Genomic DNA, 24362 nt, shown 5'->3' on the forward strand with positions numbered 1-24362 from the left:
GCGTACCGGCGATGGACAGCAATTGCCCCACTTAATAGGAAGCATTACTATTCACGCCCCGCCTCCTCAGTGCCTTCGCGATGAATCCTCAGCCGCCCCGCAGAACAGGCTTTTTCGAGCACTACGAAGAGTTGATCGGCACCTGGACGCGCCGCTTGAGGAACCGTCAGCAAGCCGAGGACCTGACCCACGACACTTTTGTGCGAGTGCTTGAGTCCGACGCCAGCGAGGTTGCACAACCGCGCGCCTACCTGCATCAAACCGCGCGCAATATCGCGGTGGACGCCTACCGGCGCGCAGAACGCCGCGCGGCGTTGACGTTGCAGGCCGTTGATCACGCCCCCCACAGCGGTGATCCGGAGCATTACATGCACGCGATTCAGTTGGCCGACTCCATCGAGCGGGCCCTGGTCGAGTTGCCGCTCAACTGTCGCAAGATTTTTATCTGGCAGAAAATCGAGGGGCTCACCCAACAGGAAATCGCCGTGCGCCTGGGGCTGTCTAAAAACATGGTGGAGAAGTATATGATCCGCACCCTGCGGCATCTGCGTGACCACCTGGATGCAATGGCGCCATGACCCGCTTTGAAACAGGATCTTCCACGATGGATAAGCGTGTCCGTGACGAAGCGGCGCAATGGTTTGTGCGCCTGCAAGACGGCCCGTTGAACGCCGAAGAACGGCAACGTTTCGAGGCCTGGCGTGCCGAGCAGCCCGAACACCAATATGAGTTCGATGTGCTGCAAGGGCTGTGGAGCGCCACGGATCTGCTGCCCCAACCCCGTTTGCAGGCTTTGTGCGATGCGCCGGCCGAGCGCCCCAGGGGTGGGGCGGTGTTGCGCTATGCGGTAGCGGCCGGTGTGGTTGCCATTGCCGTGGGCCTGGGTTTGTTCAGCGGGCTGGGCCAGTCCAAGCTCTACAGCGCCGAGTTCACTACCCGGGTGGGCGAGCAGCGCCAGGTGGCCTTGCCAGACGGCTCTGTGATGGACCTCAACAGCCGCAGTGTGGTTGCGGTTCACTACGAAAAAGGTCGGCGGGGCATTGAGCTCAAGCAGGGTGAGGCGATGTTCAGTGTCGAGCACGACGCCAGTCGCCCGTTCGTGGTGGCCGCCGGGGCAGGGCAGGTAACGGTCACCGGCACACGCTTCGATGTGCGTCGCGATGACGACCGCACCCGCGTGGTGGTCGAGACCGGCACCGTCAAGGTGCAGGGACGAGCGTCGGCTCAAGTCGTGACGCTCACCGCCGGCCGGGGCACTCATGTCGATACTCAGGGCGAAGTGGCTGCGGCCTATGCCGTAAACCCTGAAGAGCTGACCGCATGGCGCACCGGCAAACTGGTGTTCAACAACGCTAGCCTGGCCGAAGTGGCGCGGGAAGTGTCGCGCTATCGCGAGCAACCGTTGCGCATCACCACGGCAGCGGTGGGCAACCTGCGTCTGACCAGCGTGTTCAACGCCAGTGACACCGACGCCTTGCTCAAAGCCTTGCCACATATTCTGCCGGTTGCCTTGCGCACCTTGCCGGACGGCAGCCAGGAAATTATTTCACGCTGACATTCAGGTTTTTTTCGCATTGTTCGTCTTCTCCTGCAACTGCAACTGGTTTGCATTAACAGCCGCACACTTTTGCGATCACAGGACTAGGTTCGACGTGAAAAAACTCGCCCTCCACAACAATAAAACCTCCCGCTGGGCGCCTCTCGCCCTGGCTATCGCAGTCAGCATCGCGCTGCCTGCCGCACAGGCTGGCGAAGGCGTTCATATTCGCGCCCAGCCCCTGGGTGCAGCCTTGAGCCAACTGGGCCAGCAGACCTCCCTGCAAGTGTTCTTCAGCCCCGACATGGTCGCCGGCAAGCAAGCCCCAGCAGTGGATGGCAACCTCTCGCCTGAACAAGCCCTGCGCCAATTGCTGGAAGGCAGTGGGCTGGATTACCAGATCGACGCAGGCTCCGTAACCTTGCGCACGCTGAGCTCCGGCACTGGCGAAGCTGGCTCGCCGCTGGAACTGGGCGTCACCGACATCAAGGTGGTGGGCGACTGGCTCGGCGATGCCGATGCCGCCGTGGTGCAAAACCATGCGGGTGCACGCACGGTGGTGCGCCGCGAAGCCATGGTGGAGCAGGGCGCGATGAACGTCGGCGACGTATTGCGCCGCGTGCCTGGCGTGCAGGTACAGGAATCCAATGGCACCGGGGGCAGCGATATTTCTCTCAACGTCGGGGTACGCGGCTTGACCTCACGCCTGTCGCCACGCTCCACCGTGCTGATTGACGGCGTACCGGCAGCCTTCGCCCCGTACGGCCAGCCGCAACTGTCGATGGCGCCCATTTCCGCCGGTAACCTTGACAGCATCGACGTCGTGCGTGGTGCCGGGTCCGTGCGCTATGGCCCGCAGAACGTCGGCGGCGTGATCAATTTCGTGACCCGCGCCATCCCGGAAAAATTCTCCGGGGAAGTCGGCACTACCCTGCAAACGTCCGCCCACGGTGGCTGGAAGCACGTCGAAAATGCGTTTATCGGCGGCACCGCCGACAACGGCATCGGCGCCGCGCTGCTGTACTCCGGGGTCAATGGCAACGGCTATCGCAACAGCAACAACTCCAATGACATTGACGATGTAATCTTCAAGACCCACTGGGCGCCGACCGATCAAGACGACTTCTCGCTGAACTTCCACTATTACGATGCCAGCGCCGACATGCCCGGCGGCCTGACCCAGGAGCAGTTTGACGCCAACCCGTACCAGTCGGTGCGCGACTGGGACAACTTCAGCGGCCGCCGCAAGGACGTGTCCTTCAAGTACATCCGCCAGATTGACGACCGTACCCAGGCTGAAGTGCTGACCTACTATTCCGACAGCTTCCGAGGCAGCAACATCGCCAACCGCGATCTGAAAACCCTCAGTTCCTACCCACGCACCTACTACACCTTCGGCATCGAGCCACGGGTGTCCCATGTGTTCGATGTGGGCCCCAGCACGCAGGAAGTCAGCGTTGGCTACCGCTACTTGAAGGAAGGCATGCACGAGCAGGCCACCAGCCTTAACCTGGTCAACAACGTACCCACGCCAGGTGGGCAGAGCGACGGCCACGTTTATCAAGACCGCACCGGCGGCACCGAAGCCAGCGCTTTCTACATCGACAACAAAATCGACATCGGCCAGTGGACCATCACGCCGGGCATCCGCTTTGAAGACATCCGCACCGAATGGCATGACCGCCCGGTAGTGGCCTTGAACGGCAAGCGTACCGAGGAAAAACGCCGCGAGATTCACAACAATGAACCGCTACCGGCCCTGAGCGTGATGTACCACGTCAGCGACGCATGGAAACTGTTCGCCAACTACGAAACCTCCTTCGGCAGCTTGCAGTATTTCCAGTTGGGGCAGGGTGGTACCGGCAACCAGACCGCCAACGGTCTGAACCCGGAAAAAGCCAAGACCTACGAGATCGGGACGCGCTACAACGACAGCATCTGGGGCGGCGAAGTGACGCTGTTCTACATCGACTTCTCGGATGAACTGCAATACGTCAGCAATGACGTAGGCTGGACCAACCTCGGCGCCACCAAGCACGCCGGTATCGAAGCGTCGGCCCACTACGACCTGTCCAATCTTGACCCGCGCCTCGACGGTCTGACCGCCAACGCCGGCTTTACCTACACCAAGGCCACCTCCGAGGGCGACGTACCGTTCAAGGGCCGCGATCTGCCGCTGTATTCCCGTGAAGTGGCGACCCTGGGCCTGCGTTACGATGTCAATCACTGGACGCACAACCTGGACGTCTATGCTCAGTCTGGCCAGCGTGCGCCAGGCACCGGCACCACCTATATCACCCAAGGCACCGCTGACGGCCAGTACGGTGATATTCCGGGTTATGTTTCGGTCAACGTGCGCAGCGGTTATGACTTCGGTGCGCAACTGTCGAACCTGAAACTTGGCGTGGGGGTGAAAAACCTCTTCGACCAGCAACATTACACACGCTCCAGCGACAATAACGCCGGGATATACCTGGGCGAGCCGCGCACGTTCTTCGTACAGGCAAGCGTTGGATTCTGATCTTCGGTTGATGGCAATAATCGCAGCCCAAGGGTTGCGATTTTTTTTGCCCGCGCCCGGCGTAATGCAAGCCTGCCTGATCTGTTTCCTACACCGTCAAAGCACGTATTGTTGCTGCGTCAGGAACTGTTTCCGACACAAAACCACACATGGGAAAGCTGATGGGCTTCGACACTGCGTTGGAGCGACAAGCTGAAATCGCGCCTACTGCAATGGAGAAACCTATGTCGGTATCGATGGATACATCCGTCTCTGCTTCAACAACGCCAGACCTTTCACAAGTCACTGGCAAGGCCGTCGTCAAACACACTCGCGAGGCACCTGCTGCGCCTTCTTTCAATGATCAGCGTGCTGCCCATGTCAACTTCCCGACCACGCAAAACAAGGCCGGGCCGGTGTTCGATCACCATCAGCCGGCAACAACCGCGGCTGATGTGCTTGGCCATCAACACAACCCTCCCGGGCTGCATCACTTACTGAGCCAACTCAAGCGCTGGCTCAGTCATTGGTTCCTGGGGCATCGGCCGCCCATGCATCCGGGCTGCAGCAACCCGCCGCCAAGGCCCAACCCCGGGGCAAGCAATCCACCGCCGCGCCCCGACCCTACTGCAGGGGGTAGGCCTTATCCGGTCGCCCCCGGCAGGCCGGATCCGCAATACTCATTAAAGAGTAACGAAGAGTTGGCGCAGCAATTGCGCGACAGCTTCAACGCGTTTAGAGATCCAAATAACCCTGGGTCTATTAGCGTTGACAGCATTCTTGCGATGGCGAAACGAGGATGGTCACCTAACCCGGTCATGAGGGAAAACGCCCGCTTGGCCAATGAGCTGCTGCGACGTCCGGAGCTGATGGCGGCGCTTGACCGGGACGGTCGCACCGGTGCGTTGAATGATCTTATTGATTGGAAAAGCCTGAACGCGGTTATCCAGGGAGATAACTACTTCAAGTACAAGACTGACAAGGAATTGGCCGCTGAAATGCTCGAGCATTTCGATGAACTCAAGGATGGGAGCGGCGGGCCACACCTGAAATTCAAAGACTTGAGGAAACTCGCAAGTCAGGAGCTCACAGGCGATGCAGCCAAGGATCACCTGATCCAATTGGCCCAGGCAGTCATGAAACGGGGCGACCTGCTCAAACTGTTGGATAACCTCGTCAGTGCCGACGGTGATGGAAAGATCCGTCGCAAAGCATTGGCCTTACTGTCGCAATAACCCGCCTTCAGGCGCTGTGCTGCGAAAACGGCGCCTGATTCAATCATTTAAGGAACGGCTTACGCTTATTTGCCACATAGGTGGTAACTGCGGTGGTGCATTGGCCCACTGCTTTTCAGATTTCGCCTGAGGGAAAACACATGACTTCAACTTCGTTTAATTCCTCCCAATCCTGCCGCCTTGAACTTCTGCAAAACACCCAGCAAGTAAACCCTGCGCTGTCCGAGAAGGGCGGAGTATCAGAAGGTATGCCCACTGCCGCGCAGGAATATGTGGCCCAAGCCCGCCGCATGAAAGCGTTTGCCGGCGAGCGAAAATTTCAGGCGCCCGTTGCGGATGATTTTTCCCGGGGCATGTTGGCTGACCGCCAGGTCCCAGTGGCCCGCGCTGATTCACTGAAAAGCACCGGGCTGATCAATAGCCTGGCGACGTGGTGGCGTAGTCGAAAGTCAGGTTGATGCTGCCTTGCCTGGGCTTTTACATATTGTCATTGGTATTCGCTGCTCATCCGGAACTGCCGTCTCCCTCCAACCACACATGAGGTGCTTGTCCGAGTGGAATCCATTCGTTGATCTTGTCATTCCGACACAGGTCACCAAGCGGATATGCATCTGAATAGAGTTGGAGAAAACCCATGAAAATCGAGGGTGTACTACCTCCCGGTCGGCCTCTCGCCCCTGGCGGGTCAGCTGCGCGAGCAACGACGCTATCACCGGTCACTTGGCAGGAAGCTTCTTCCGTGCCGGAGCGAGGGATCTCTCGCCAGCCCACTCTTTTGCGCGGAACGTTATCCGCTCTAAGTCATCGAGACCTACAGAACTTCCCCGCTGAACGGGCGAGCAGTTCCCTGCCGGGTGAAACTTCAACGGACAAGCAGTTGGCAAAGGCCCTTGAAAAAGCCTTTGGCCTGTTGCACCCCTTCCTTAATGAGGGGCGCTTGACCTGGATGTCATTGCAGCGGATCGCCGCTCAACCCATGGGTGAAAACGAGGCACTGGACGGCGCCATTCAGGTCGTCAGGGAAATTCTCAAGCGTGCGCGGTTAAGCGACACCATCTTCAGCCGCGACGGCGATATCACGCGTGACAGCCTCAGTGCGGCAGCCCAGGCTTTGCATGGCAACAGCTCGGCGAGTGTGTTCAGCCAGGATCCGTTTCATACCCATGGCAACGCGCAAGTGGTGCAAGCGCTGCAAAGCCAGTTTGAACAGTTGAGAGACAAGACAATGGACCGCACCTTCCTGTTCGAACAACACCAGTACGTTGAGATTGCCAAGCTCAAGGCGGTCATGCAGGACCCTTACGAAGTTGATCAGAAGGGCAGCCCTGTACTGGATACGTCTACCGGCATGCCCAGGCCCCAATACAGTGAGTTGTGTGTCTACACGGCGAAGAACATTATCGAACGCCCAGGTTTGCTGCCTTCATTGGAACGTGCCAACGGCACACGACTGTTTGGCCCACCCCACAAAGAGGGTTGGCTGAGCAACAAAAGCCTCGAGCGCTGGCGGGAGCAGGACGATGCTCGCAAAGCGCGCTGACTGCCGGGCCTATACCTTGAGGATTTTGCCGCTGATGGCCACGGCCGCCAGCAACACCGCAATCAATACAAAGGCGGTGCTCAGGCTGCTGCCATGGGCGATAAAGCCGATTACCGCAGGGCCGGCGAGAATGCCGGCATAACCGAGCGTGGTGATGGCCGGCACCGCAATATGCTCCGGCATGACCTTTTGTTTGCCGACGGCGGTGTACAGCACCGGCACGATATTCGAACACCCGGCACCCACCAATGCGTATCCAAGCAATGCAGTTTCCCAGGCGGGTAATAGCGTCGCGATGAGCAGGCCGACACACGCCAAGGTGCCCCCGATCACGATCACTCGCGTTGCCCCCAGGCGTCGGACAATGGCATCACCGGTCAAACGCCCAGCGGTCATGGTCAAGGCAAATGCCGCGTAGCCAAGGCCGGCGTAAGCTTCATCCAGGCCGCGCTCGGCACTGAGGAATACAGCACTCCAATCCAGCACGGCACCTTCGGCCAGGAACACGATGAAACACAGGCAACCGATAAACAACACCACACCATGTGGCACCGCAAAAGCCGGGCCGGAGCTTTCACTGCCATAAGGCAGGAGGTGCGGTGCGGCCTTGAGCAGCGCCACAACCATGATAGCCACCACTACCAGCGTCGCCTGCAGTGGCGACAGGCCCAGGCCCAGCAACCCGGCAACCCCCGCTGCGCCGACGATGCCCCCCAGGCTGAATAAACCATGGAAGCCCGACATCATGGTTTTACCACTGGCGCGCTCGACAATCACCGCTTGCAGATTGACGGTGGAATCCACGGTGCCCAGGCCCGCGCCGAACAGGAACAACCCTGCGATCAACAACGGGATCGAACTGACAGTGGCCAGCATCGGCAGGGCCAGGCAGATCATGAGCGTCCCTGCGGTCAGTACGCGACGGCAGCCGTAGCGCGATGCCAAGGCGCCTGCTGCCGGCATCGCGATGATCGAGCCAACTCCCAGGCACAACAGCAGCAGGCCAAGCGTGCCTTCATTCAGATCTGCGCGCGCTTTGGCATACGGCACCAAGGGCGCCCAGGCGGCGATACCGAAGCCGGCGATAAAGAAAGCGATGCGCGTCGACATCTGCTCCAGCCGCCCGGGAATTACGGGCGCAGGGGTGGGGATGGCAGTCATGAAAAGTCCTTGGTTTTGCGTTCATCGAGCGATGTTCAGTGTCACATCCTTGCACATCAGGCCCTCTGGAGCGAGCCGGGTTCCCTTCGCGTTCGGAATCAAAAATACGGATCGAGAAAATTATTTTTACAAAGCCGGAACGCTTTGGTGGCTGATAACCACACAGGAGTGATCGAGCCTGTAGGCGGTGGTCTGGAAGGTGTGTAATCCTCGTGAGGGTGGCTGAACCCCAGGTTTCTTGCGACGGATTACCACCTTCCAGACCACTTCCCACAGGTTGGAGGTTCTGTAATACGCTTCCCCTGTCCGATAACGTTGGTGGGCAGATGTCAGCTGTTTCTTCGGAACTTGGTTATTCAGATATAAAATCGCGTAAGAATTTTCTTGTTGTTCTTAGATGTCTTATTGGCTGTATGTCTTGCTTTATAAGCGACACTTCCATCTTCGATGTACGAAACTTCTTTTTTATTGGGTAAGCGCCGAAAAGCGCGGGAAATCGCTAAGCTTTAGTCTGTTCAGGTGCTTTTTTTCGCAATCCATCCGGTATTGGCGAGGGAGAGTCGTTCAGTTGAAAAGTTGATGGCGGGTAACAAAGGATGGTTAACGCGTTTGTTTCGTCACGTTTCAAATTAGTTCTTTCAGGCATAACTACAGACTTTCAGGTAGTGGCATTCAAAGGCACTGAAGCCCTCGATCAGCCTTACTTCATACATGTGCAACTGGTCAGCGAAGACCCTTCCTTCGATTTGGAGGCGCTGCTTCATCAACCCGCCTATCTGGACTTTGGCGAAGCGGAGCAGGGGCTGCATGGGCAGGTCTACGCCATCGGTCGAGGTGACCCTGGCGTGCGGCTCACCCGTTATCACCTGACCCTCGCCCCGCGCCTGGCCTGCCTTGCCCATCGTCGCGACCAGCGGATATTCCAGCAACGCAGCGTGCCGCAGATCATTGCAACGGTCCTTGAACACCACGGGATCCTTGCCGACGCCTATGCCTTCGAGCTTGGACCGGTGGTGTATCCACCGCGAGTGTTTTGCGTGCAGTACAGGGAATCCGACCTGCACTTTATCCAGCGGCTGTGTGAAGAGGAGGGTATTCACTACCATTTTCGCCACAGCGTGGATAACCATCTGCTGGTATTCGGTGACGACCAGACGGTATTTCGACGGCTGGCGGTGCAGCGTTATTGCTCGTCGGGTGATCCGGCGCTCGAGACCCGGGTGGTCCAGCGCTTCGACCGGCGTTTGCAGGCACGCAGTCAGCGAACCGTGCGTCGAGACTATGACTTTGAGCATCCTTCGTTTTGCCTGCAAGAACAGGCCGGTGCCAAAACGGCAGAACCATGGGAAGACTATGAATGCCCCGGTGGTTTCACCGGCCGTGCCCGGGGGGCGCAACTGGCGCGGCGTGGCCTGGAGCGCCATCAGCGTGATCGCCATCGGGTGTTGGGCAAAAGCGATCAACCCGCGTTACGCAGTGGTCACTTTCTTGAACTGTGCGGTCACCCGGATCCAGCGTGCAATGACTTATGGTTGCTGACGTCGGTGCGTCATGAGGGCTACCAGCCGCAGGTGTTGGAAGAGTCGGCATTCGAGGCCGGCGGGTTTCAGGGCTATCGCAACCGATTCACTGCAACCCCCTGGCGCGCAGTGCATCGCCCGGCCCTCAAGCACCCCAAGCCGACGATCAGTAGCAGCCAGACCGCAACGGTAACCGGGCCCGTTGGAGAGGACGTGCATTGCGATGCCTATGGCCGGGTGAAGGTGCGCTTTCATTGGGATCGCCTGGACAAAAACGACGATACGAGCAGCTGTTGGCTGCGGGTGGCGTCGGGCTGGGCCGGTGACGGATTTGGCGCGCTGGTCATTCCCCGGGTAGGCATGGAAGTGCTGGTGAGCTTCCTGGAAGGCGACCCGGACCAACCTTTGGTCAACGGCTGCCTGCCCAATGCGTCGCACTTGCCGGCTTACCCCTTGCCACAGCACAAGACACGCACGGTACTGCGCAGCCGCAGCTCCCCAGGCGGTAGCGGTGGCAATGAGCTGCATCTGGAAGACCGCAGTGGCGAAGAGCTCATCTACCTGCGCGCCCAGCGTGACCTGGAACAACGGGTGGGGCATGACAGCCGCCTGGAAGTGGCAGGGGAACGGCATGAAGTCATTCGGGGAACCAGTACGGTTCGGTTGGAGAGTGAGGAGCGTCGCCATATTCTCGGTGCTCGCAAGGTCGTGCTCGAGGCGCATGACCACCTCGACGTACAGGGCGATAGCCTGACCCGTGTTGCTCAGACCCTGGTGATCGAAGCCGGGCAACAGGTTCATCTCAAGGCTGGTGCCAACCTGGTGATTGATGCGGGTGCGCAACTGAGCCTGAAGGCTGGCGGAGAGCACCTGCTGATTCAGGCCGGAGGTATTTTCAGCAGCCGGCCCATCATCCTGGGCGGTTCACCGTCCGCAACGCGCTCGGTAACGCCCCCGCCAGTTGCCCGCGCGCAAGTTTCTGCAGCGCAAGGCGTCATCATGGATTTGGCTAAAAAACTGGGTGCGGACTTTTGCCCCCTGTGCGAATGCTGCCGCGAAGGTCAGTGCGATATTGCGGGGAGGGCAGCTTGATGGACAGCCTGGTCACTCGATGGATGGCCCGACAACAGCAACAAGGCTACCACCTATGCCTGATGCTTGAGGGGAGTCATGAGGCTAGCCAACCGCTGCTGGCAGGGCGCGACCTGTCGCGTTATTGCAAGCTCTACAGCGAGACCGATGCGGCGCAGTTGGCGAGTTCTGGCCCGCTGATCCTATTGCTGGAACAAATGAATGAGCCTGCACTGATCGACCTGCTGCAACATCCCGAGTCGAACTGGGGATGGCTCTTTAGCCTATCCGCTGCCGACTTGGCGGGTGCAACGCGACATTGGCGCGACAGGCTGCTGGTGGGGCCGACGGGGCAGCGGGCGCTCTATCGTATTCACGACAACCGCACCCTGGCCCGCGCCTTGCTCCATCTATCAAAGGAGCACTGGCCGGTCTATCTCGGGCCGCTGGTCAGCGTGTGCTATTGGCATGAAGGGCGCTGGCACCAAAGCGAAAACCCTGCTCCGGGCGATTATTCGGCACCGGATCCAGCGCCCTGGCTGGATACGCCAAACCCACAGGCCGAAGCCATCCTGCACGCCAATATCCTGCGTTATCTGCTCGCGGAGCACAGTGAGGACCTGGCGGCATTGGTCGAATTCCAGGACCCCAAGGTCTGGCTCAGCCAAATACTGGAACAGGCGCGGACCTGGCAATGGCGCAGCCCCGAGCAGTTGGCGTTCCTGGTGGTGCGCCGGTTGGAAGGGACGATCCGAAGCAGCGTTATTCATTGGCCGCCTCGGGCTGGGGAAACACCTGAAGTGCATTTTGACCGGGTCGTGGAGCAGTGGCACAGGGAGGTGGGAAACGGTGAGTAGGTGGATGGCAGCGGTGTTGCTTGTTCTTGGGGGCGCGGGGATTCCGGGGTGCGCGGGGCGGGTGGTGGATAGTTTTACATTGGAGGTGGATTTGCCGGCCCAGTTTGAACTTAAAACTGCTGCCAATTACCGACCTGCGACGGGTGAACGCTGCGTTTTACCCAGGCGTCGAGGTAAGAGACCAGAGCGAAAAGTCTTTTTCACGGAATACAAACCGGTAGCGAGCAGGATTAGCTATGAACTGCCGCTGGCTGAAACGGTAGAGGGTTGCCCGTTGGTACTGCGCAGTGTGGAGTTTGGTTTTTATGCGAAGTGGGGCGCGCGGGATACAGATGTGGGGGGGGATGATGCCTATATCTCTATTAGCGATCATCTGGATATACCTGGGATGCAGGAGAAAGGAGTGAAGGAGCTATCAGGTCAGTGTCAATGGTTGTTTCGGACAGTAGGTCCCTTTCATGCAATCAGGAAAATCCTCCAGTGCCGTTCGGTTAATTCGCTAGGACAGTTGCAGACAACACGCGTTGGTGGAACTGCACAGCGCGATCAACTGCGGGGGAGAACCCTCAGGGTGATGCTAAAGATGACTGATGAGGAACGCCCCGCTTTTGGCGATAACTGGGTCGCTGTTCCAGGAGGGTGGAAACGCTGCAAGGGTATAGATTTTGCCGATCTGGATGCTTACTGCAATGGCAATAACACCGATTTCAAGCCAATAAAAATGCCGGATGGCCGCATCTGCAATATTTATCCAACGTGTGAGTGATAAGGAGTTAAGCCATGTATTTGGACGCAAGGAAGCGATCCTTTTTCAGCGACAGTGCGCCAGCTTGTTCATTGCGAGGGCACTGGGTCAGCTTTTGCCTGGTCGATGAGCTCGGGGTTGGCGCGACGTATGGCGGCCTGCCATATACCGTCCGCGACAGTGTAGGACAGCAGTACAAGGGTAGATTGAATGTAGAAGGCTTTGCCAAGCTGGAAAATATTAATAGCGGCCCCGTCATCCTTGTTTTTGATGACCTGTATTCAGGAGCAGGGCAGCCATATCGTCGGTTAATGATGCGACCGACCTATCAGCTTCCAGTTACCGAGCTTCAAGTTCGTGCTGAGCAGACTGGATTTGCTATGGCCGATGGGCGTCGCGTTGAGGCTAATCCTGCACAACAACAAGCCAACCAATTCTACCAAGTCGAAGTCAGGGATCTAGTACGCCATGTTGCCCACTTACCTGCGATAACGCCTCGTGCCCATAGTCCCAAACGTCATGTACTGAAAATGATGGCCGACCTTGGATTCGGCCCACCCGAGCCAACGTTGTCAGGTATCGTACTGTTCCCCAACAACCACACTGTCCTCGAAGTACGACCACTACGGGCGTTGCGCCCAATGCTATGTATTGAAGACAGATTCAGTGCCCTGAACCTGTACCAGCTCGCATTGTTTGCCGCGTTGAGTTATTGCGATTTTGGGCAGGAACCCTCAGAAAGGCCTTTGCATGAAGTCCGGTTTCCGCTCGATCCAAGCGTTGGAAATTTATTCGCTGAACAGCTTTCGTTGTATCACGAAGCCTGGCGAATTGACCCGAAGCAAGTGCAGCGTTTTTATCCGCTCTATGAAGAGGTCCCTTATTCCAGCCGTTTCGAAATCCTGCCATTCGATCCTGAGTTGTATCCCCAAAACCGACCGGAACTGAAGGAAGAACAGGAGCACCCTGCGCGCTTGCACTTTTTCGATGACGAAAAATTCGGCACCGACACCCAGGCTTTCATCACTCACCACGATGAGGTAATCCTGATAGCTGTGCGAGGAACCGTCAGCCGTGCCGATGTGCTACGTGACGCAGACGCCCATCAGGTAGCGTTTGCCGAAGGCGTTGGAAAAGTGCATGACGGATTTTATCAAGCCTACCGGGCTATGCGTGATTTCGTATTGCGATACCTTGATCAGTTTCACACCGGCCAACGCATTGTAATTTGCGGCCACAGCCTCGGCGGCGCCATTGCATTGCTGTTGGCCGAAGGACTGCGCCGAACGCCGGACGCCCACTACAACATCCTCCTTTACACCTATGGGGCGCCCCGTGCCGCTGACTCCGAATTCACTGCCGGCGCTTCATCACTGGTCCACCACCGCATCGTCAATCACAACGACCCCGTGCCTAGTGTCCCCGCCCCGTGGATGAACACCACCGCCAAACTCTGGATACCCGGTGCCATCACCTTATTCAGTACTCCTGTACCCGGTGGCCTGTTGTTCGCCGCCGGGTTGGTGCGCATGGGGGGCAACCCCTATCAACATCATGGTGAACAACATCACTTCATGCCGATCACGCTCCCGGATGGCACCCATTCTTCGGTGTTATGGAAGCCGGGCTGTGAGTCCATCGAAGAGGCGGGTTGTAATCGCGCATTGCAACTGCAGGGCGACATGCCCGACCGCGACAATTTATTGAGGCAGCTTTTTCAGGCCGGTCAACACTTCATGACCACCAGCTACATCCCTGCGGCCTGGGCTACATTGCGGCGCTGGCAACAAACCCTGGATAGCCAAGGCCCCTTGGTGACTCCAAGGGAGTTTGAGCTGCTCGACCAGGCTCTTGAGGACATGCGCGCGCAACTGCGGGCCAAACGGCGTGACCTCGCCCGTCTACGCCCTGCCAATGATCGCAGCCATGAAACCAACGATGCCTTGAACGCCGAGATCGACCGTTTGCACACCAGCCGTGAGCGTCTGGCCAGCCTGCGCTGGCGTCGCCTTCAAGCCCGCGATGTCTACGGCAGTCATGCGGAGGCTGCGCACCTGCACGCCAGCCTCAAACGCTGGTTCAGCCACCGTGAGAATCGCGAGCCTGCTCAATTTGCCAGCATCCCACCGCCTTCCCACGATGATCTGGCAAGGGCGCAAACACTGGATATCGACTCCATCGTCTAGCCACCGGGTTACATAAACTCCACCTGTGCCGGTTGCCGCTTCATCAGCACCTTGCCATTGCGGATCGAGTACAGCGGCAGGCCCTGGCTACGAATGACTTCGTAGTCGCTGTCGGCCGACAGGATCAGCAGGTTGGCAGGGCGGCCGGCTTCCAGACCGTAGCGGTCACCCAGGGCCATGGCCTTGGCACTGTTGTCGGTGACCAGGTCCAGCGCGCTTTGCAGGTTGCGGTAGCCGAGCATATGGCAGATGTGCAGGCCGGCTTCCAGCACGCGCAGGATGTTGCCATTACCCAACGGGTACCAGGGGTCGACGATGGAGTCCTGGCCGAAACACACGTTCATGCCGGCTTCGAGCAACTCGTTGACACGGGTGACGCCGCGGCGTTTCGGGAAGCTGTCGAAGCGGCCTTGCAGGTGGATACTTTCGGTGGGGCAGGACACAAAGCTGATGCCGGAATGCCCCAGCAGGCGAAACAGTTTGGCGCAGTACGCGTTGTCGTAGGAGCCCATGGCGGTGGTGTGGCTGGCGGTGACGCGGGTGCCCATGTCGCGGCTGCGGGCTTCCTCGGCAAGCACTTCGAGAAAGCGTGAGTGAGGGTCATCGGTTTCGTCACAATGCACGTCCACCAGGCAACCGGTGCGTTCGGCCAGGTCCATGAGGAACTTCACCGAACTGACCCCTTGATCGCGGGTGTATTCGAAGTGGGGGATGCCGCCGATTACGTCGGCGCCCAGGCGAATGGCTTCCTCCATCAACTCGCGGCCATTGCGGAACGACTCGATGCCCTCCTGGGGGAAGGCAACAATTTGCAGGTCGATCAGGTGCGTGCTTTCTTCACGCACTTGCAGCATGGCTTTGAGCGCGGTGAGGTCCGGGTCGGTGACGTCGACATGCGTGCGCACATGCTGGATACCGTGGGCGGCGAGGGCCTGGATGGTTTTTTTGGCCCGGGCCTTGGTGTCTTCCTGGGTAATGGTGGCCTTGCGTTCCCCCCAGCACTCGATCCCCTCGAACAGCGTACCGCTCATGTTCCAGCGCGGTTCGCCGGCAGTGAGCGTGGCATCAAGGTGGATGTGGGGTTCGACGAAAGGCGGTATCACCAGGTTGCCGGCGGCGTCCAGATCGCCGGCCGCGAGCGTGGGAACGCTGGTTTGCGCAGTAATACTGGCGATCCGGCCGTGTTCCAGGTGCAGATCATGCAAGCCTTCACGGTTGCGCAGGTGGGCATTGATGATGTGCATGGTCAAGTTCCTCTTGGCTAAAAACAATCAGGCAGGCAGCCGCCGGATCCTCAAGGCGATATCGATGCCCCGGCGGTCATGATGCGTAGTATGGCGCTGAGCAACACGTAGGTCAGCGATGCGGCAATAATTCCCACCAGCGGCGCGACCCATGGCGAATTGAACGCCAGTACGGTACCCACCCCATACGCTACCAGACCCGGCCAGTTGAATGCCGGCAGGCGAGCATCCGCCAGGCGCGGATATTGGCCGCCATAACGATAGAAGAAGTCCGCCATGATCACCCCGCCAATCGGCGGGATCACGGTGCCCAGCAGGATCAGGTAGGGCACCAGCAGGTCGTACATGCCAAGCAAGGCGAGCAGGGTGCCGATTACTGCACCGGCCAGGGTCACCGTTTTGCGGCGCTGGGTGCGCAGCAGGTTGCAACCGGCGACGGCGAAGTTGTAGATGGTGTTGTCCTGGGTGCTCCAGATATTGAGCAGCAACATCGCCATCGCGGCCATGGCGAAACCTTGCAGCAGTAAAACCTCTACCACATCCGGTTGCTGATAGACGATGGCGCCATAGGCGCCGATCAGCACCATCAGGCCATTGCCGATAAAAAAGCCGATCAGGCTGGCCAGCACCGCGACCTTGGCCGAGCGCGAAAACCGCGTCCAGTTAGTGGCCTGGGTCGCACCGCTGACGAAGGTGCCGAACACCAGGGTAATCGCCGTGGACAAGTCCAACTCTGCGGTCGGCACCACCGCCAGCAGCCCCGGTAGCCCGCCGACCTTCACCGTGGCGACCCACATCGACAGGATCAACAATAACCCCATTGCAGGCACTGCGATCCAGGACAGGATTTCCAGCCCGCGATACCCCACATAGGCGGTGGCGCAGAACAATAAGCCAAACACCATCATCAACCCCAGCACACTGCCTGGGCTCAGTTGGAAATACTTGCCCAATACTACGGCCGCCGTGGCAGTGCCCCAGGCATACCAGCCGATCTGGGTAAAACCGAGGATCAAGTCGCTGAGCTTGCTGCCCACTTCGCCAAAACAGAAACGCCCCATCAACACCGAATTCAGGCCGCTCTTGAACGCGATGTAACCCAGGCCTGCGGCATAGATACCCAACAACAGGTTACCCAGGGCCACGACGCCGAGCATGTCGATGAAACTGAACGCCACCCCCAGCTTGCCGCCGGCAAACATGGTTGCGGTAAAAAAGGTAAAACCCAGCAACACCATGGCCGTGGACGCAAGGCCTTTGCGCGCATGCAGGGGGACTTCGCTGAGGGGGTAATCGTTGCCAGGTGGTTGCTGCGTCATGGGGGCTGCTCCCTGAGTAGTGACGCAGCTCGTTTGCATCGTGCGTGCCAACGCAGAGGCGGGTAGATATCAGCTAGCGCAAGCAAGCCCCTTCAAGTTACCCCAGCCCAATCCGGTGCAGAAGCAGTGCAGCGGTGAGCCAAACTGGCTCAGTCGAACAGCGTCTGCGTGGTCTCACCCCGATGAAACGCAAAGGCCGCCTCAAGATCACTTTCAATCGTGCGCCCGCGAGACAGGGGCGGCAGATCATCCAGTGTGAAAAAACCGACTTCGGTGGTTTCAAAACCTGCCATGGGCGCGAGTTGGTCCACCCGGTCACACAGGAAGTACAACTTGTAGAAATCCCTCACATCCGGCCGGTACAAGCCCTTGGCTTTGTGCGTCACGCTGTATAACGTCCTTGCGGTGACCGTCAGCCCGGCTTCTTCGCGGATTTCCTTGACAATGTTCTCGGCCGCCGACAAACCGATGTCGGCATAACCACCAGGTAATGCCCAGCAGCCATCCGTCGACTCCCGTACCAGCAAAATCCGCTCACCTTCGATCACTGCACCGCGTACATCGATCATTGGCGTCGAATATCTCTGGGCAAAATCCGAGACCAGGCCGTTGATACGCTCCAGCGGCACGTTGCCCAATTGCGCCAGCATGGTGTGGGCGATCAGGGCAATTTCTTCCAGACGTTCGCGCTCGAAATCATCGGTGCAGAAATGCAGCCCCGTGGAAGCCAGTGCCTGCAAGCGCTTGGCGTGGGCCAGCCAGGTGTTTTCCATCACGTTCTCCTGTAGGCATTTCCAAAAAAAACCACCCGCAGGTGGTTTTTCCAACACGCTACCGCTTACTCGCCGCGATAGATGCAGCCGCTGGTGCAAGTCTCATGGATGCGGATTGCACTGAGCTCCGGCAGCAGAGGTTTCAATTCATTCCAGATCCACTTGGCCAGCACTTCGCTGGTGGGGTTTTCCAGGCCGGGGATGTCATTGAGGTAGTTGTGGTCGAGGCGCTCATAGAGCGGCTTGAAAATCGCCTTGATCTCCGAGAAGTCGCGAATCCAGCCGGTATGGGGATCCAGGTCGCCGCTCAGGTGGATGGCCACCTTGAACGAATGCCCATGCAGGCGCCCGCATTTATGGCCTTCCGGTACGTGGGGCAGGCGGTGGGCGGATTCGAATGTAAATTCCTTGAAGATTTCCACAGTGTTTTCAGCTCGGTCAGGTGTCTGGCAGGCGGCGAGTTTAACAGTTTGATCAACCCTTGCGCATACCGCCCCTCGCCAGCAGGCCCCATGGGGTCAAAGGGCTTGCAAGTGTTCGCCCAATTTACCGTTATCTGCCAATGCCAGGAACTCATCCCCCAGCCGCTGGCTCTCGCTCATCGCGGTTTGCCAATATTTGTTGCGGCTCGGGTCGTCGCCCATAAAGCGCTTGAAGTCACTGCGGTCTGGCAGTTTGCCGTGGGGCAGGCGGGCCAGGTAGTCCCTGGATGGCGCCAGCAACAATACATCCTGCAAGCCTTGCGGGTTGCTGCGTCGCCACGGCAGGCCCTTGTCAAACCAGCCGGGGATGACTCGGTCGGTGAAGTGCGGGTACAGCACGATGTCATCGCCGTGATAGGGCAGGTCGAGGTGGTAGTCCAGCAGGCCGCCGTCGCGGTAGGTGCCGGCCCCGGCGCCGGGCAGGTCGCGCACGCCTTGCATGACCATGGGGATTGAGCCGGATGCCAGTAGCGCCTGGCGCAGGTTGCCCAGTTCCAGGTCGATGAAGCGCGAGGCAAAGTCCTTGAGCGGATGTACCGGCGGCGCCTGGCGCGGGTCGTGGATGATCAGCCGCTCGAAATGCCGCGACAGCCGGGCGCGGCCCCGCAGGTTATCGGCAATTACCGACGACAAGCCCAGCCCCAGCCGCCCACGGTGGTCATCGGCAAGCAGCCCGTGGCTCTTGACCACCATGATGTTCAGCCGGTAGTCGGGGTTGTCCAGCACCCGCGCATCACGGCCGGCCAGCAGGTCATCGAGCATCCGTTGGCAGCTCTGACTGACTTCGGCCATGGTCACGCCCTTGGCAAAGCGCTGCTCGTTATACAAGCGGCCCAGGTCCAGCAAGCCCTGCACCGGGTCGGGCAGGCAGGCGCTGGCAAACCGCCACGAACCAATGGAGGCGCCGATCAGCGCGCGTTCCCTTGGTGCGCGCGGCAACCAGTCACCGAACAGCGCCAAGTCCAGCCCTTGGATACCCAGGGCCTTGGGGCCACCGGCCGCACCGGGGAGGATGCCCACGTCGGCAGGCGCAAGTCCCTGCTCGCGAATACGGCTGAGCGCGCGTTTGCCTGCCTTGAGGGTCAAGGCAGGGAACTTGATATGGATGGCAGTCATACCGGTCTCTGTTGAGGCAAGCGGGGCATTATAGAAAATCTCGCTGGCAGTGGGGAAAACGGTCCGCTTGGAAATTGCCATGGTGGCAATTCAGTTTCAGTTAAGTTGCGACAGGTACCGTGACCGGCGTAGGAAAACATCATGTAACGGAGACTTATCATGAAGCGCCTCACTGTTCTGGGCGCCGCCGCTATCATCATCGTTACGGCGACCCAGGCCGCCGCGGCGGACCCTGACAAGCCACTGATCGTGCCCGCCACTGTTACTATTGTCGCTTTCGATCAATTGGAAGCCACGGCCCTGGCCCTTCACCCCGGTTCGACGCTACTGGACACCGACCTGGATGAGGAATACGGCAAGTACGTCTACGAAGTGGAGCTGCAAGATGCCGACGGCATTGAATGGGACGTTGAATTGAACGCGCTCACCGGGCAGGTTCTCAAGAATCATCAGGATACGTAATGAAGGTAAATTTACGCGTCGGCAGTCGAGTGGCGCTGTTGCTCATGATTTTTTGCTCCAGCCTGGCGGCCCGCGACCTCAACCAGGATGAAGCCCTGGCCCTGCGCCAGCAGGGCGTGATTCTGCCGCTGGAGCAGCTGCTGCACCAAGCCATGGCGCGTTATCCCGGCTCGCGGCTGCTGGAGGCCGAGCTGGAAAAGAAACACGGGCAATACGCCTATGAAGTGGAATTGGTGACTACCGAAGGCGTGGTACGCGAGATCAAGCTGGACGCGACCAATGGTGTGTTGATCAAAGATGAGGAAGACTGATGCGCCTGCTTCTGGTGGAAGACAACGTGCCCCTGGCCGACGAACTGCTGGCCGGCCTGCAGCGCCAGGGCTATGCGGTCGACTGGCTGGCCGATGGCCGCGACGCGGTGTATCAAGGGCGCAGTGAGCCGTATGACCTGATCATCCTCGACCTTGGCCTGCCTGGCTTGCCCGGGCTTGAGGTGCTGGCGCAATGGCGCGCCGCCGCGCTGGCCATCCCGGTACTGATCCTCACCGCCCGCGATTCCTGGGCCGAGCGTATCGAAGGGCTCAAGGCCGGAGCCGATGATTACCTGAGCAAACCCTTTCACCCCGAAGAACTGTACTTGCGCATCCAGGCGCTGTTACGCCGCTCCCACGGCCAAGCCAACCAGCCAACGCTGCAAGCCGCCGGCCTGCATCTGGATGAAGGTCGCCAGTGTGTACTGCGCGATGGCGCCGAGATCCAACTGACGGCTGCTGAGTTTCGCTTGCTGCGCTATTTCATGCTGCACCCCGAACAGATTCTGTCCAAAAGCCATCTGGCCGAGCATTTATATGACGGCGAGACCGAGCGTGACTCCAATGTACTGGAGGTCCATGTCAACCATCTGCGCCGCAAACTGGGACGCAGCGTGATCGAAACCCGGCGCGGCCAGGGCTACCGATTTGGCGCCACCCCGGCATGAAGTCGATCCAGCGGCGCCTGAGCCTGGGGTTGATCAGCGTGATGGTGATCGTCGGCGTGGTACTGGCGCAGACCAGCCTCTTGCTGTTTGAAGCAGGCTTGCAGCGCTACCTGGAGGCGGGCTTGCGCAACGACAGCGAGAACCTGCTGGTGGCGCTGGTGCGCGGGCCCAACGGCGTCCAGTTGGATGAACAGCGCCTGTCGCCGGCTTATCAGCGGCCGTTCTCCGGGCATTATTTTCGTATCGACTTTGCCGATGTCCATTGGCGCTCCCGTTCACTGTGGGATCAGGAACTGCCCAGGCTCCCGGAGGCGGGGCTCAAGGGCAACCTGCAATTGGGCCCGGAAGGTCAGCAGTTGTTGGTGTTGCGCTCGGACTACAAGCGCTTTGGCAAGTTGATTTCCATCAGCGTGGCGCAGGACTACACACCCGTGCGGGAAAGCTTTCGCCTGATGCGTCAGGTGGGCCTGGTGGTGGGGGTGGTGGCGCTGCTGCTGGTGCTGGTGCTGCAACGGGTCACCGTGCGTCGCGCCTTGCGCCCGCTGGAGACGGCGCGCAACCAGATCGCCCAACTGCAGCAAGGCCAGCGCTCCCAACTCGACACTCAGGTGCCGCAGGAACTGGAACCGCTGGTAGCGCAAATCAACCATTTGCTGGCCCACACTGAAGACAGCCTCAAGCGCTCACGCAATGCCCTCGGCAACCTGGGCCATGCGCTGAAAACCCCTATGGCAGTGCTGTTGAGCGCAGCCTCCAGTGATGCGCTCAAGGATCATCCGCAGTTGAGCCAGTTGTTGCGCGAGCAGCTGGAACAGGTGCAGCAGCGCCTCAATCGCGAGCTTAACCGTGCCCGCCTGGCGGGCGATGCGCTGCCGGGTGCACTGTTTGACTGTGAAAAAGAACTACCCGGTTTGTTGGCCACCCTGCGCATGATCCATGGTGAGCACTTGGACCTCGCCTATCATGTCGCGCCGGGTCTGCATTTGCCCTGGGACCGTGAAGACCTGTTGGAACTGCTGGGCAACCTGTTGGACAACGCCTGCAAGTGGGCGGATGCCGAGGTGCGCTTGAGCGTCAGCGAGACGCCCCGGGGCTACGTGTTAGCGGTGGAGGACGACGGTCCGGGCATTCCTCAGGCCCAGCGCGACCAGGTATTCAGCCGCGGCGCACGCCTGGATGAGCAGAGGGTCGGCCATGGCCTGGGATTGGGGATCGTGCGGGACATCGTTGAGGTGTGGGGCGGGGTGTTGCAGTTGCAGGAAAGTGAGCTGGGTGGGCTCAAGGTATTGATCGAGCTACCACGCCGCTAGCACTGACCCACCCCAGTTCAAAAATGTGGGAGCTGGCTTGCCTGCGATAGCATCGACTCGGTTTGCCTGAAATACCGAGGTGTTGCATCGCGGGCAAGCCCGGCTCCCACAGAAAAGCCTGGCTGCATTCAGACCCGAAACTGATCCATCAACCCCTGCTGCTGGTTGGCCAGGCTGTTCAACGCCTGGCTGACCCGCGCCGATTCATTGGCCTGTTCCGACAGCGACTCGGTTACATCGCGAATGGTCGCCACGTTGTTGTTGATCTCTTCGGCCACCGCGCTTTGCTCTTCGGCGGCGCTGGCGATTTGCAGGTTCATGTCGCTGATCACCGTGACGGCGTCGCCAATCTGGCGCAAGGCCGTGACGGCCTGGCCGACTTGTTCGACGCTGCCTTGGGCCTGGCGATAGCTGTTGCCCATGGAGCTGACCACGTCGGTAGTACCGTTTTGCAATTGTTCGATCACCAGGCGGGTTTCTTCCACCGACTCCTGGGTGCGTCGTGCCAGGTTGCGCACTTCGTCGGCGACCACCGCAAAACCTCGCCCGGCCTCGCCGGCACGGGCGGCTTCGATGGCGGCGTTAAGCGCCAACAGGTTGGTCTGCTCGGCGATGCCACGAATCACTTCGAGCACCGAGCCGATCTTCTCGCTGTTAGCGGCCAAGCCTTCCACCTGGGTCATGGCGGTGCTCATATCGGCGGCCAGGTCACCAATGTTGGCGGTGGTGCGGTCTATGACGGTCAAGCCTTCGCGCGTCGCCTGGTCGGCATCCTTCGCAGCTTGGGCCGCCTGAGCGGCACTGCGGGCGACGTCCTGGGCGGTGGCACTCATTTCATGGGATGCGGTGGCCACCTGATCCACCTGGCGATACTGCTGTTCCATGCCGGCACTGGTCTGCGTAGCAATCTCGGCGGACTGGTCGGCGGTGCCGCGGGCGTCCTGCACCGAGCGCTTTACCTCGGCAATGATCGGTTGCAGCTTGTCGAGGAAACGGTTGAACCAGCCAGCCAATTGGCCCAGTTCGTCCTGTTTGCTGTAAGCCAGGCGCCGGGTCAGGTCGCCTTCGCCGCTGGCGATGTCTTCGAGCATATGCGCCACGCCAAGAATCGGCCGAGTCACACTGCGCGCCATCAACCACACCAGCACCAAGCCAACCACAGCGGCCAGCAGGCCCAGGCCCAGTTCCAGCAGGGTGCCCTTGGCATTGTCAGCGTCCAGCTGGGTTTTCAGTGCCTCGGCGGGGGCTACCAGAACTTTTCCCGGTACATCCAGCAATACGCCCCACGACTTGCCCCCTGGGATCGGCGCAAACGGCGCCAGCACCTTGAGTTGCTGGTCGGTGCGCAGGCTGTGGGTCTGGGTGCTGTTGGCCAAGGCACTGACCAACTGCGCACCGCTGGCGGTGTCGACCTGCTCCAGGCGCTGGCTGAGTTTGCTGGCATCCGGGCTGTAGCCGGCCAGCAAGCCGGTGGGGCTGAGGATGCTGACTTGGGTCTGGCCGTCGTACAGCTTCTGGCTGGCCTGTTGGCTCACGGCCTGCAAGCTGTTGAGGTTGATGTCCACCGACAGTGACGCAATGACTTTGCCATTGACCATCAGCGGGAACACGATGCTGGTCATCAGCACGTTCTGGCCGTCGATCACATAGAAATAGGGTTCGATCACACACGGCTTGAGGGTCGTGCGCGGGCAGGTGAACCAGGCGTTGGCTTTTTCACCGCTTGGGCTAATGGAGGTGTCGGTCATGTCGCTTTCAGGCAGCGCCATTGAGGTGATCTTGCCCGGCGTTGGTTGCGACCAATACAGGGCGAACCGGCCTTTGTCATTACTGCCCAGTTCCGCCTGGTTGGCGAATAGCTCGTCTTTGCCATCCAGCGCATTGGCTTCGAATACCAGGGACAAACCCAGCAGGTCGGGGTTGGCCTGTAAGGCGGCCTTGACCTGGCGGGTCAGGTCTTCACGGGTGTCGAAGGCATCGAGAAAGCGTTTCTCCGCCTGTTCGCGCAAAAACAGTACCTGGCGGGAAAACCCATGGCCGTATTGGTAGGCATCCATGAACTGCTGGCGAATGCCCAGCGCCTGCACTTCACCTTGGGCCTCAATGCGCGCCTGGGCGGCTTCGTCGAGCATCTTCATGCTGGACGCCTTGACCTGCTCCGAGCTCTGCGCCATGCGATACAGCGACAGACCCACCAGCAGGGTCACGATCCCAAGCAGGCACAGGCCCGCCAGCAGGGTGATTTTCCATTGAATGGAGAGCTGCCTGAGCGACATCGGGACATCCTTACCTGAAAGCACATGGAAACAGTTTATCGGCCGGCGC

21 protein-coding genes are annotated in these 24362 nt (G+C 59.6%); 14 read left to right on the forward strand and 7 right to left on the reverse strand.

The window, feature by feature from the left end; genetic code table 11:
- Nucleotides 1-80 precede the first annotated feature (80 nt).
- The 6 genes from E4P00_RS11930 (at nucleotide 81) to E4P00_RS11955 (ending at nucleotide 6812) form a co-directional block, all read left to right on the forward strand.
- Nucleotides 81-578, forward strand: coding sequence for a sigma-70 family RNA polymerase sigma factor (locus tag E4P00_RS11930; RefSeq protein ID WP_216091014.1), 498 nt, complete (start codon nucleotides 81-83; stop codon nucleotides 576-578).
- 26 nt (nucleotides 579-604) lie between these two features.
- Nucleotides 605-1555: a FecR domain-containing protein gene (locus E4P00_RS11935; protein ID WP_148854458.1), complete on the forward strand. Its 951-nt coding sequence runs from the start codon at nucleotides 605-607 to the stop codon at nucleotides 1553-1555.
- A gap of 97 nt (nucleotides 1556-1652) precedes the next feature.
- Nucleotides 1653-4058, forward strand: coding sequence for a TonB-dependent receptor (locus E4P00_RS11940; protein ID WP_223019147.1), 2406 nt, complete (start codon nucleotides 1653-1655; stop codon nucleotides 4056-4058).
- A 161-nt stretch (nucleotides 4059-4219) separates the two neighbouring features.
- Nucleotides 4220-5272 (forward strand): type III secretion effector protein, encoded by a 1053-nt coding sequence (locus E4P00_RS11945; protein WP_236648022.1) that lies wholly within the window; start codon nucleotides 4220-4222, stop codon nucleotides 5270-5272.
- 140 nt (nucleotides 5273-5412) lie between these two features.
- A complete protein-coding gene (locus E4P00_RS11950) occupies nucleotides 5413-5730 on the forward strand; it encodes a hypothetical protein (RefSeq protein WP_032876842.1) in 318 nt (105 codons plus the stop codon).
- Nucleotides 5731-6149: 419 nt separating this feature from the next.
- Nucleotides 6150-6812, forward strand: a complete 663-nt coding sequence (locus E4P00_RS11955; protein ID WP_228309674.1) for a type III secretion effector protein — start codon at nucleotides 6150-6152, stop codon at nucleotides 6810-6812.
- 9 nt (nucleotides 6813-6821) lie between these two features.
- Here E4P00_RS11955 and E4P00_RS11960 read toward each other — a convergent pair whose 3' ends face one another.
- Nucleotides 6822-7973, reverse strand: a complete 1152-nt coding sequence (locus E4P00_RS11960; protein WP_032876840.1) for an MFS transporter — start codon at nucleotides 7971-7973, stop codon at nucleotides 6822-6824.
- A gap of 596 nt (nucleotides 7974-8569) precedes the next feature.
- Here E4P00_RS11960 and tssI point away from each other — a divergent pair.
- The 4 genes from tssI to E4P00_RS11980 are packed head-to-tail and all read left to right on the forward strand — an operon-like array spanning nucleotide 8570 to nucleotide 14352.
- Complete coding sequence (gene tssI / locus E4P00_RS11965; RefSeq protein WP_078820838.1) at nucleotides 8570-10585, forward strand: type VI secretion system tip protein TssI/VgrG; 2016 nt, start codon at nucleotides 8570-8572, stop codon at nucleotides 10583-10585.
- Nucleotides 10585-11421: a DUF4123 domain-containing protein gene (locus E4P00_RS11970; RefSeq protein WP_248131560.1), complete on the forward strand. Its 837-nt coding sequence runs from the start codon at nucleotides 10585-10587 to the stop codon at nucleotides 11419-11421. The genes tssI and E4P00_RS11970 overlap by 1 nt, the downstream gene beginning before the upstream one ends.
- 4 nt (nucleotides 11422-11425) lie before the next feature.
- Nucleotides 11426-12187 (forward strand): hypothetical protein, encoded by a 762-nt coding sequence (locus E4P00_RS11975; protein ID WP_248130148.1) that lies wholly within the window; start codon nucleotides 11426-11428, stop codon nucleotides 12185-12187.
- A gap of 14 nt (nucleotides 12188-12201) precedes the next feature.
- A complete protein-coding gene (locus E4P00_RS11980; protein ID WP_248131562.1) occupies nucleotides 12202-14352 on the forward strand; it encodes a lipase family protein in 2151 nt (716 codons plus the stop codon).
- 8 nt (nucleotides 14353-14360) lie between these two features.
- Here the strand turns inward: E4P00_RS11980 and codA are convergent, their stop codons facing one another.
- The 5 genes from codA to E4P00_RS12005 all read right to left on the reverse strand — a co-directional run bounded on the left by codA (nucleotide 14361) and on the right by E4P00_RS12005 (nucleotide 19286).
- Nucleotides 14361-15596, reverse strand: a complete 1236-nt coding sequence (gene codA / locus E4P00_RS11985) for a cytosine deaminase (RefSeq protein ID WP_248131564.1) — start codon at nucleotides 15594-15596, stop codon at nucleotides 14361-14363.
- Nucleotides 15597-15646: 50 nt separating this feature from the next.
- Nucleotides 15647-16915, reverse strand: a complete 1269-nt coding sequence (gene codB / locus E4P00_RS11990) for a cytosine permease (RefSeq protein WP_248131566.1) — start codon at nucleotides 16913-16915, stop codon at nucleotides 15647-15649.
- A 149-nt stretch (nucleotides 16916-17064) separates the two neighbouring features.
- A complete protein-coding gene (locus tag E4P00_RS11995) occupies nucleotides 17065-17688 on the reverse strand; it encodes an NUDIX hydrolase (RefSeq protein WP_078820845.1) in 624 nt (207 codons plus the stop codon).
- A gap of 65 nt (nucleotides 17689-17753) precedes the next feature.
- Nucleotides 17754-18110 carry a 6-carboxytetrahydropterin synthase QueD gene (gene queD / locus E4P00_RS12000; RefSeq protein ID WP_003190259.1) on the reverse strand — a complete coding sequence of 119 codons (357 nt, stop codon included), beginning with the start codon at nucleotides 18108-18110 and terminating at the stop codon, nucleotides 17754-17756.
- 96 nt (nucleotides 18111-18206) lie between these two features.
- Nucleotides 18207-19286, reverse strand: coding sequence for a patatin-like phospholipase family protein (locus E4P00_RS12005; RefSeq protein WP_148854446.1), 1080 nt, complete (start codon nucleotides 19284-19286; stop codon nucleotides 18207-18209).
- A gap of 159 nt (nucleotides 19287-19445) precedes the next feature.
- Between E4P00_RS12005 and E4P00_RS12010 the strand changes: the two genes are divergently transcribed.
- The 4 genes from E4P00_RS12010 to E4P00_RS12025 are packed head-to-tail and all read left to right on the forward strand — an operon-like array spanning nucleotide 19446 to nucleotide 22037.
- The gene (locus E4P00_RS12010; protein WP_005786863.1) at nucleotides 19446-19748 is read left to right on the forward strand and encodes a PepSY domain-containing protein; all 303 of its coding nucleotides are present in this window, start codon (nucleotides 19446-19448) and stop codon (nucleotides 19746-19748) included.
- Nucleotides 19748-20059, forward strand: coding sequence for a PepSY domain-containing protein (locus E4P00_RS12015; protein WP_078820847.1), 312 nt, complete (start codon nucleotides 19748-19750; stop codon nucleotides 20057-20059). The genes E4P00_RS12010 and E4P00_RS12015 overlap by 1 nt, the downstream gene beginning before the upstream one ends.
- Complete coding sequence (locus E4P00_RS12020) at nucleotides 20059-20727, forward strand: response regulator transcription factor (RefSeq protein WP_005786867.1); 669 nt, start codon at nucleotides 20059-20061, stop codon at nucleotides 20725-20727. Before E4P00_RS12015 ends, E4P00_RS12020 begins: the two co-directional genes overlap by 1 nt.
- A complete protein-coding gene (locus E4P00_RS12025; protein WP_032876820.1) occupies nucleotides 20724-22037 on the forward strand; it encodes a sensor histidine kinase in 1314 nt (437 codons plus the stop codon). The genes E4P00_RS12020 and E4P00_RS12025 overlap by 4 nt, the downstream gene beginning before the upstream one ends.
- A 128-nt stretch (nucleotides 22038-22165) precedes the next feature.
- On the opposite strand, the gene E4P00_RS12030 is transcribed toward E4P00_RS12025, so the two are convergent.
- Nucleotides 22166-24313: a methyl-accepting chemotaxis protein gene (locus tag E4P00_RS12030; RefSeq protein WP_032876817.1), complete on the reverse strand. Its 2148-nt coding sequence runs from the start codon at nucleotides 24311-24313 to the stop codon at nucleotides 22166-22168.
- Between the last annotated feature and the right edge of the window lie 49 nt (nucleotides 24314-24362).

Origin of the sequence: Pseudomonas sp. B329 (genome assembly GCF_023127835.1) — a bacterium.
Lineage (GTDB): Bacteria > Pseudomonadota > Gammaproteobacteria > Pseudomonadales > Pseudomonadaceae > Aquipseudomonas > Aquipseudomonas synxantha_A.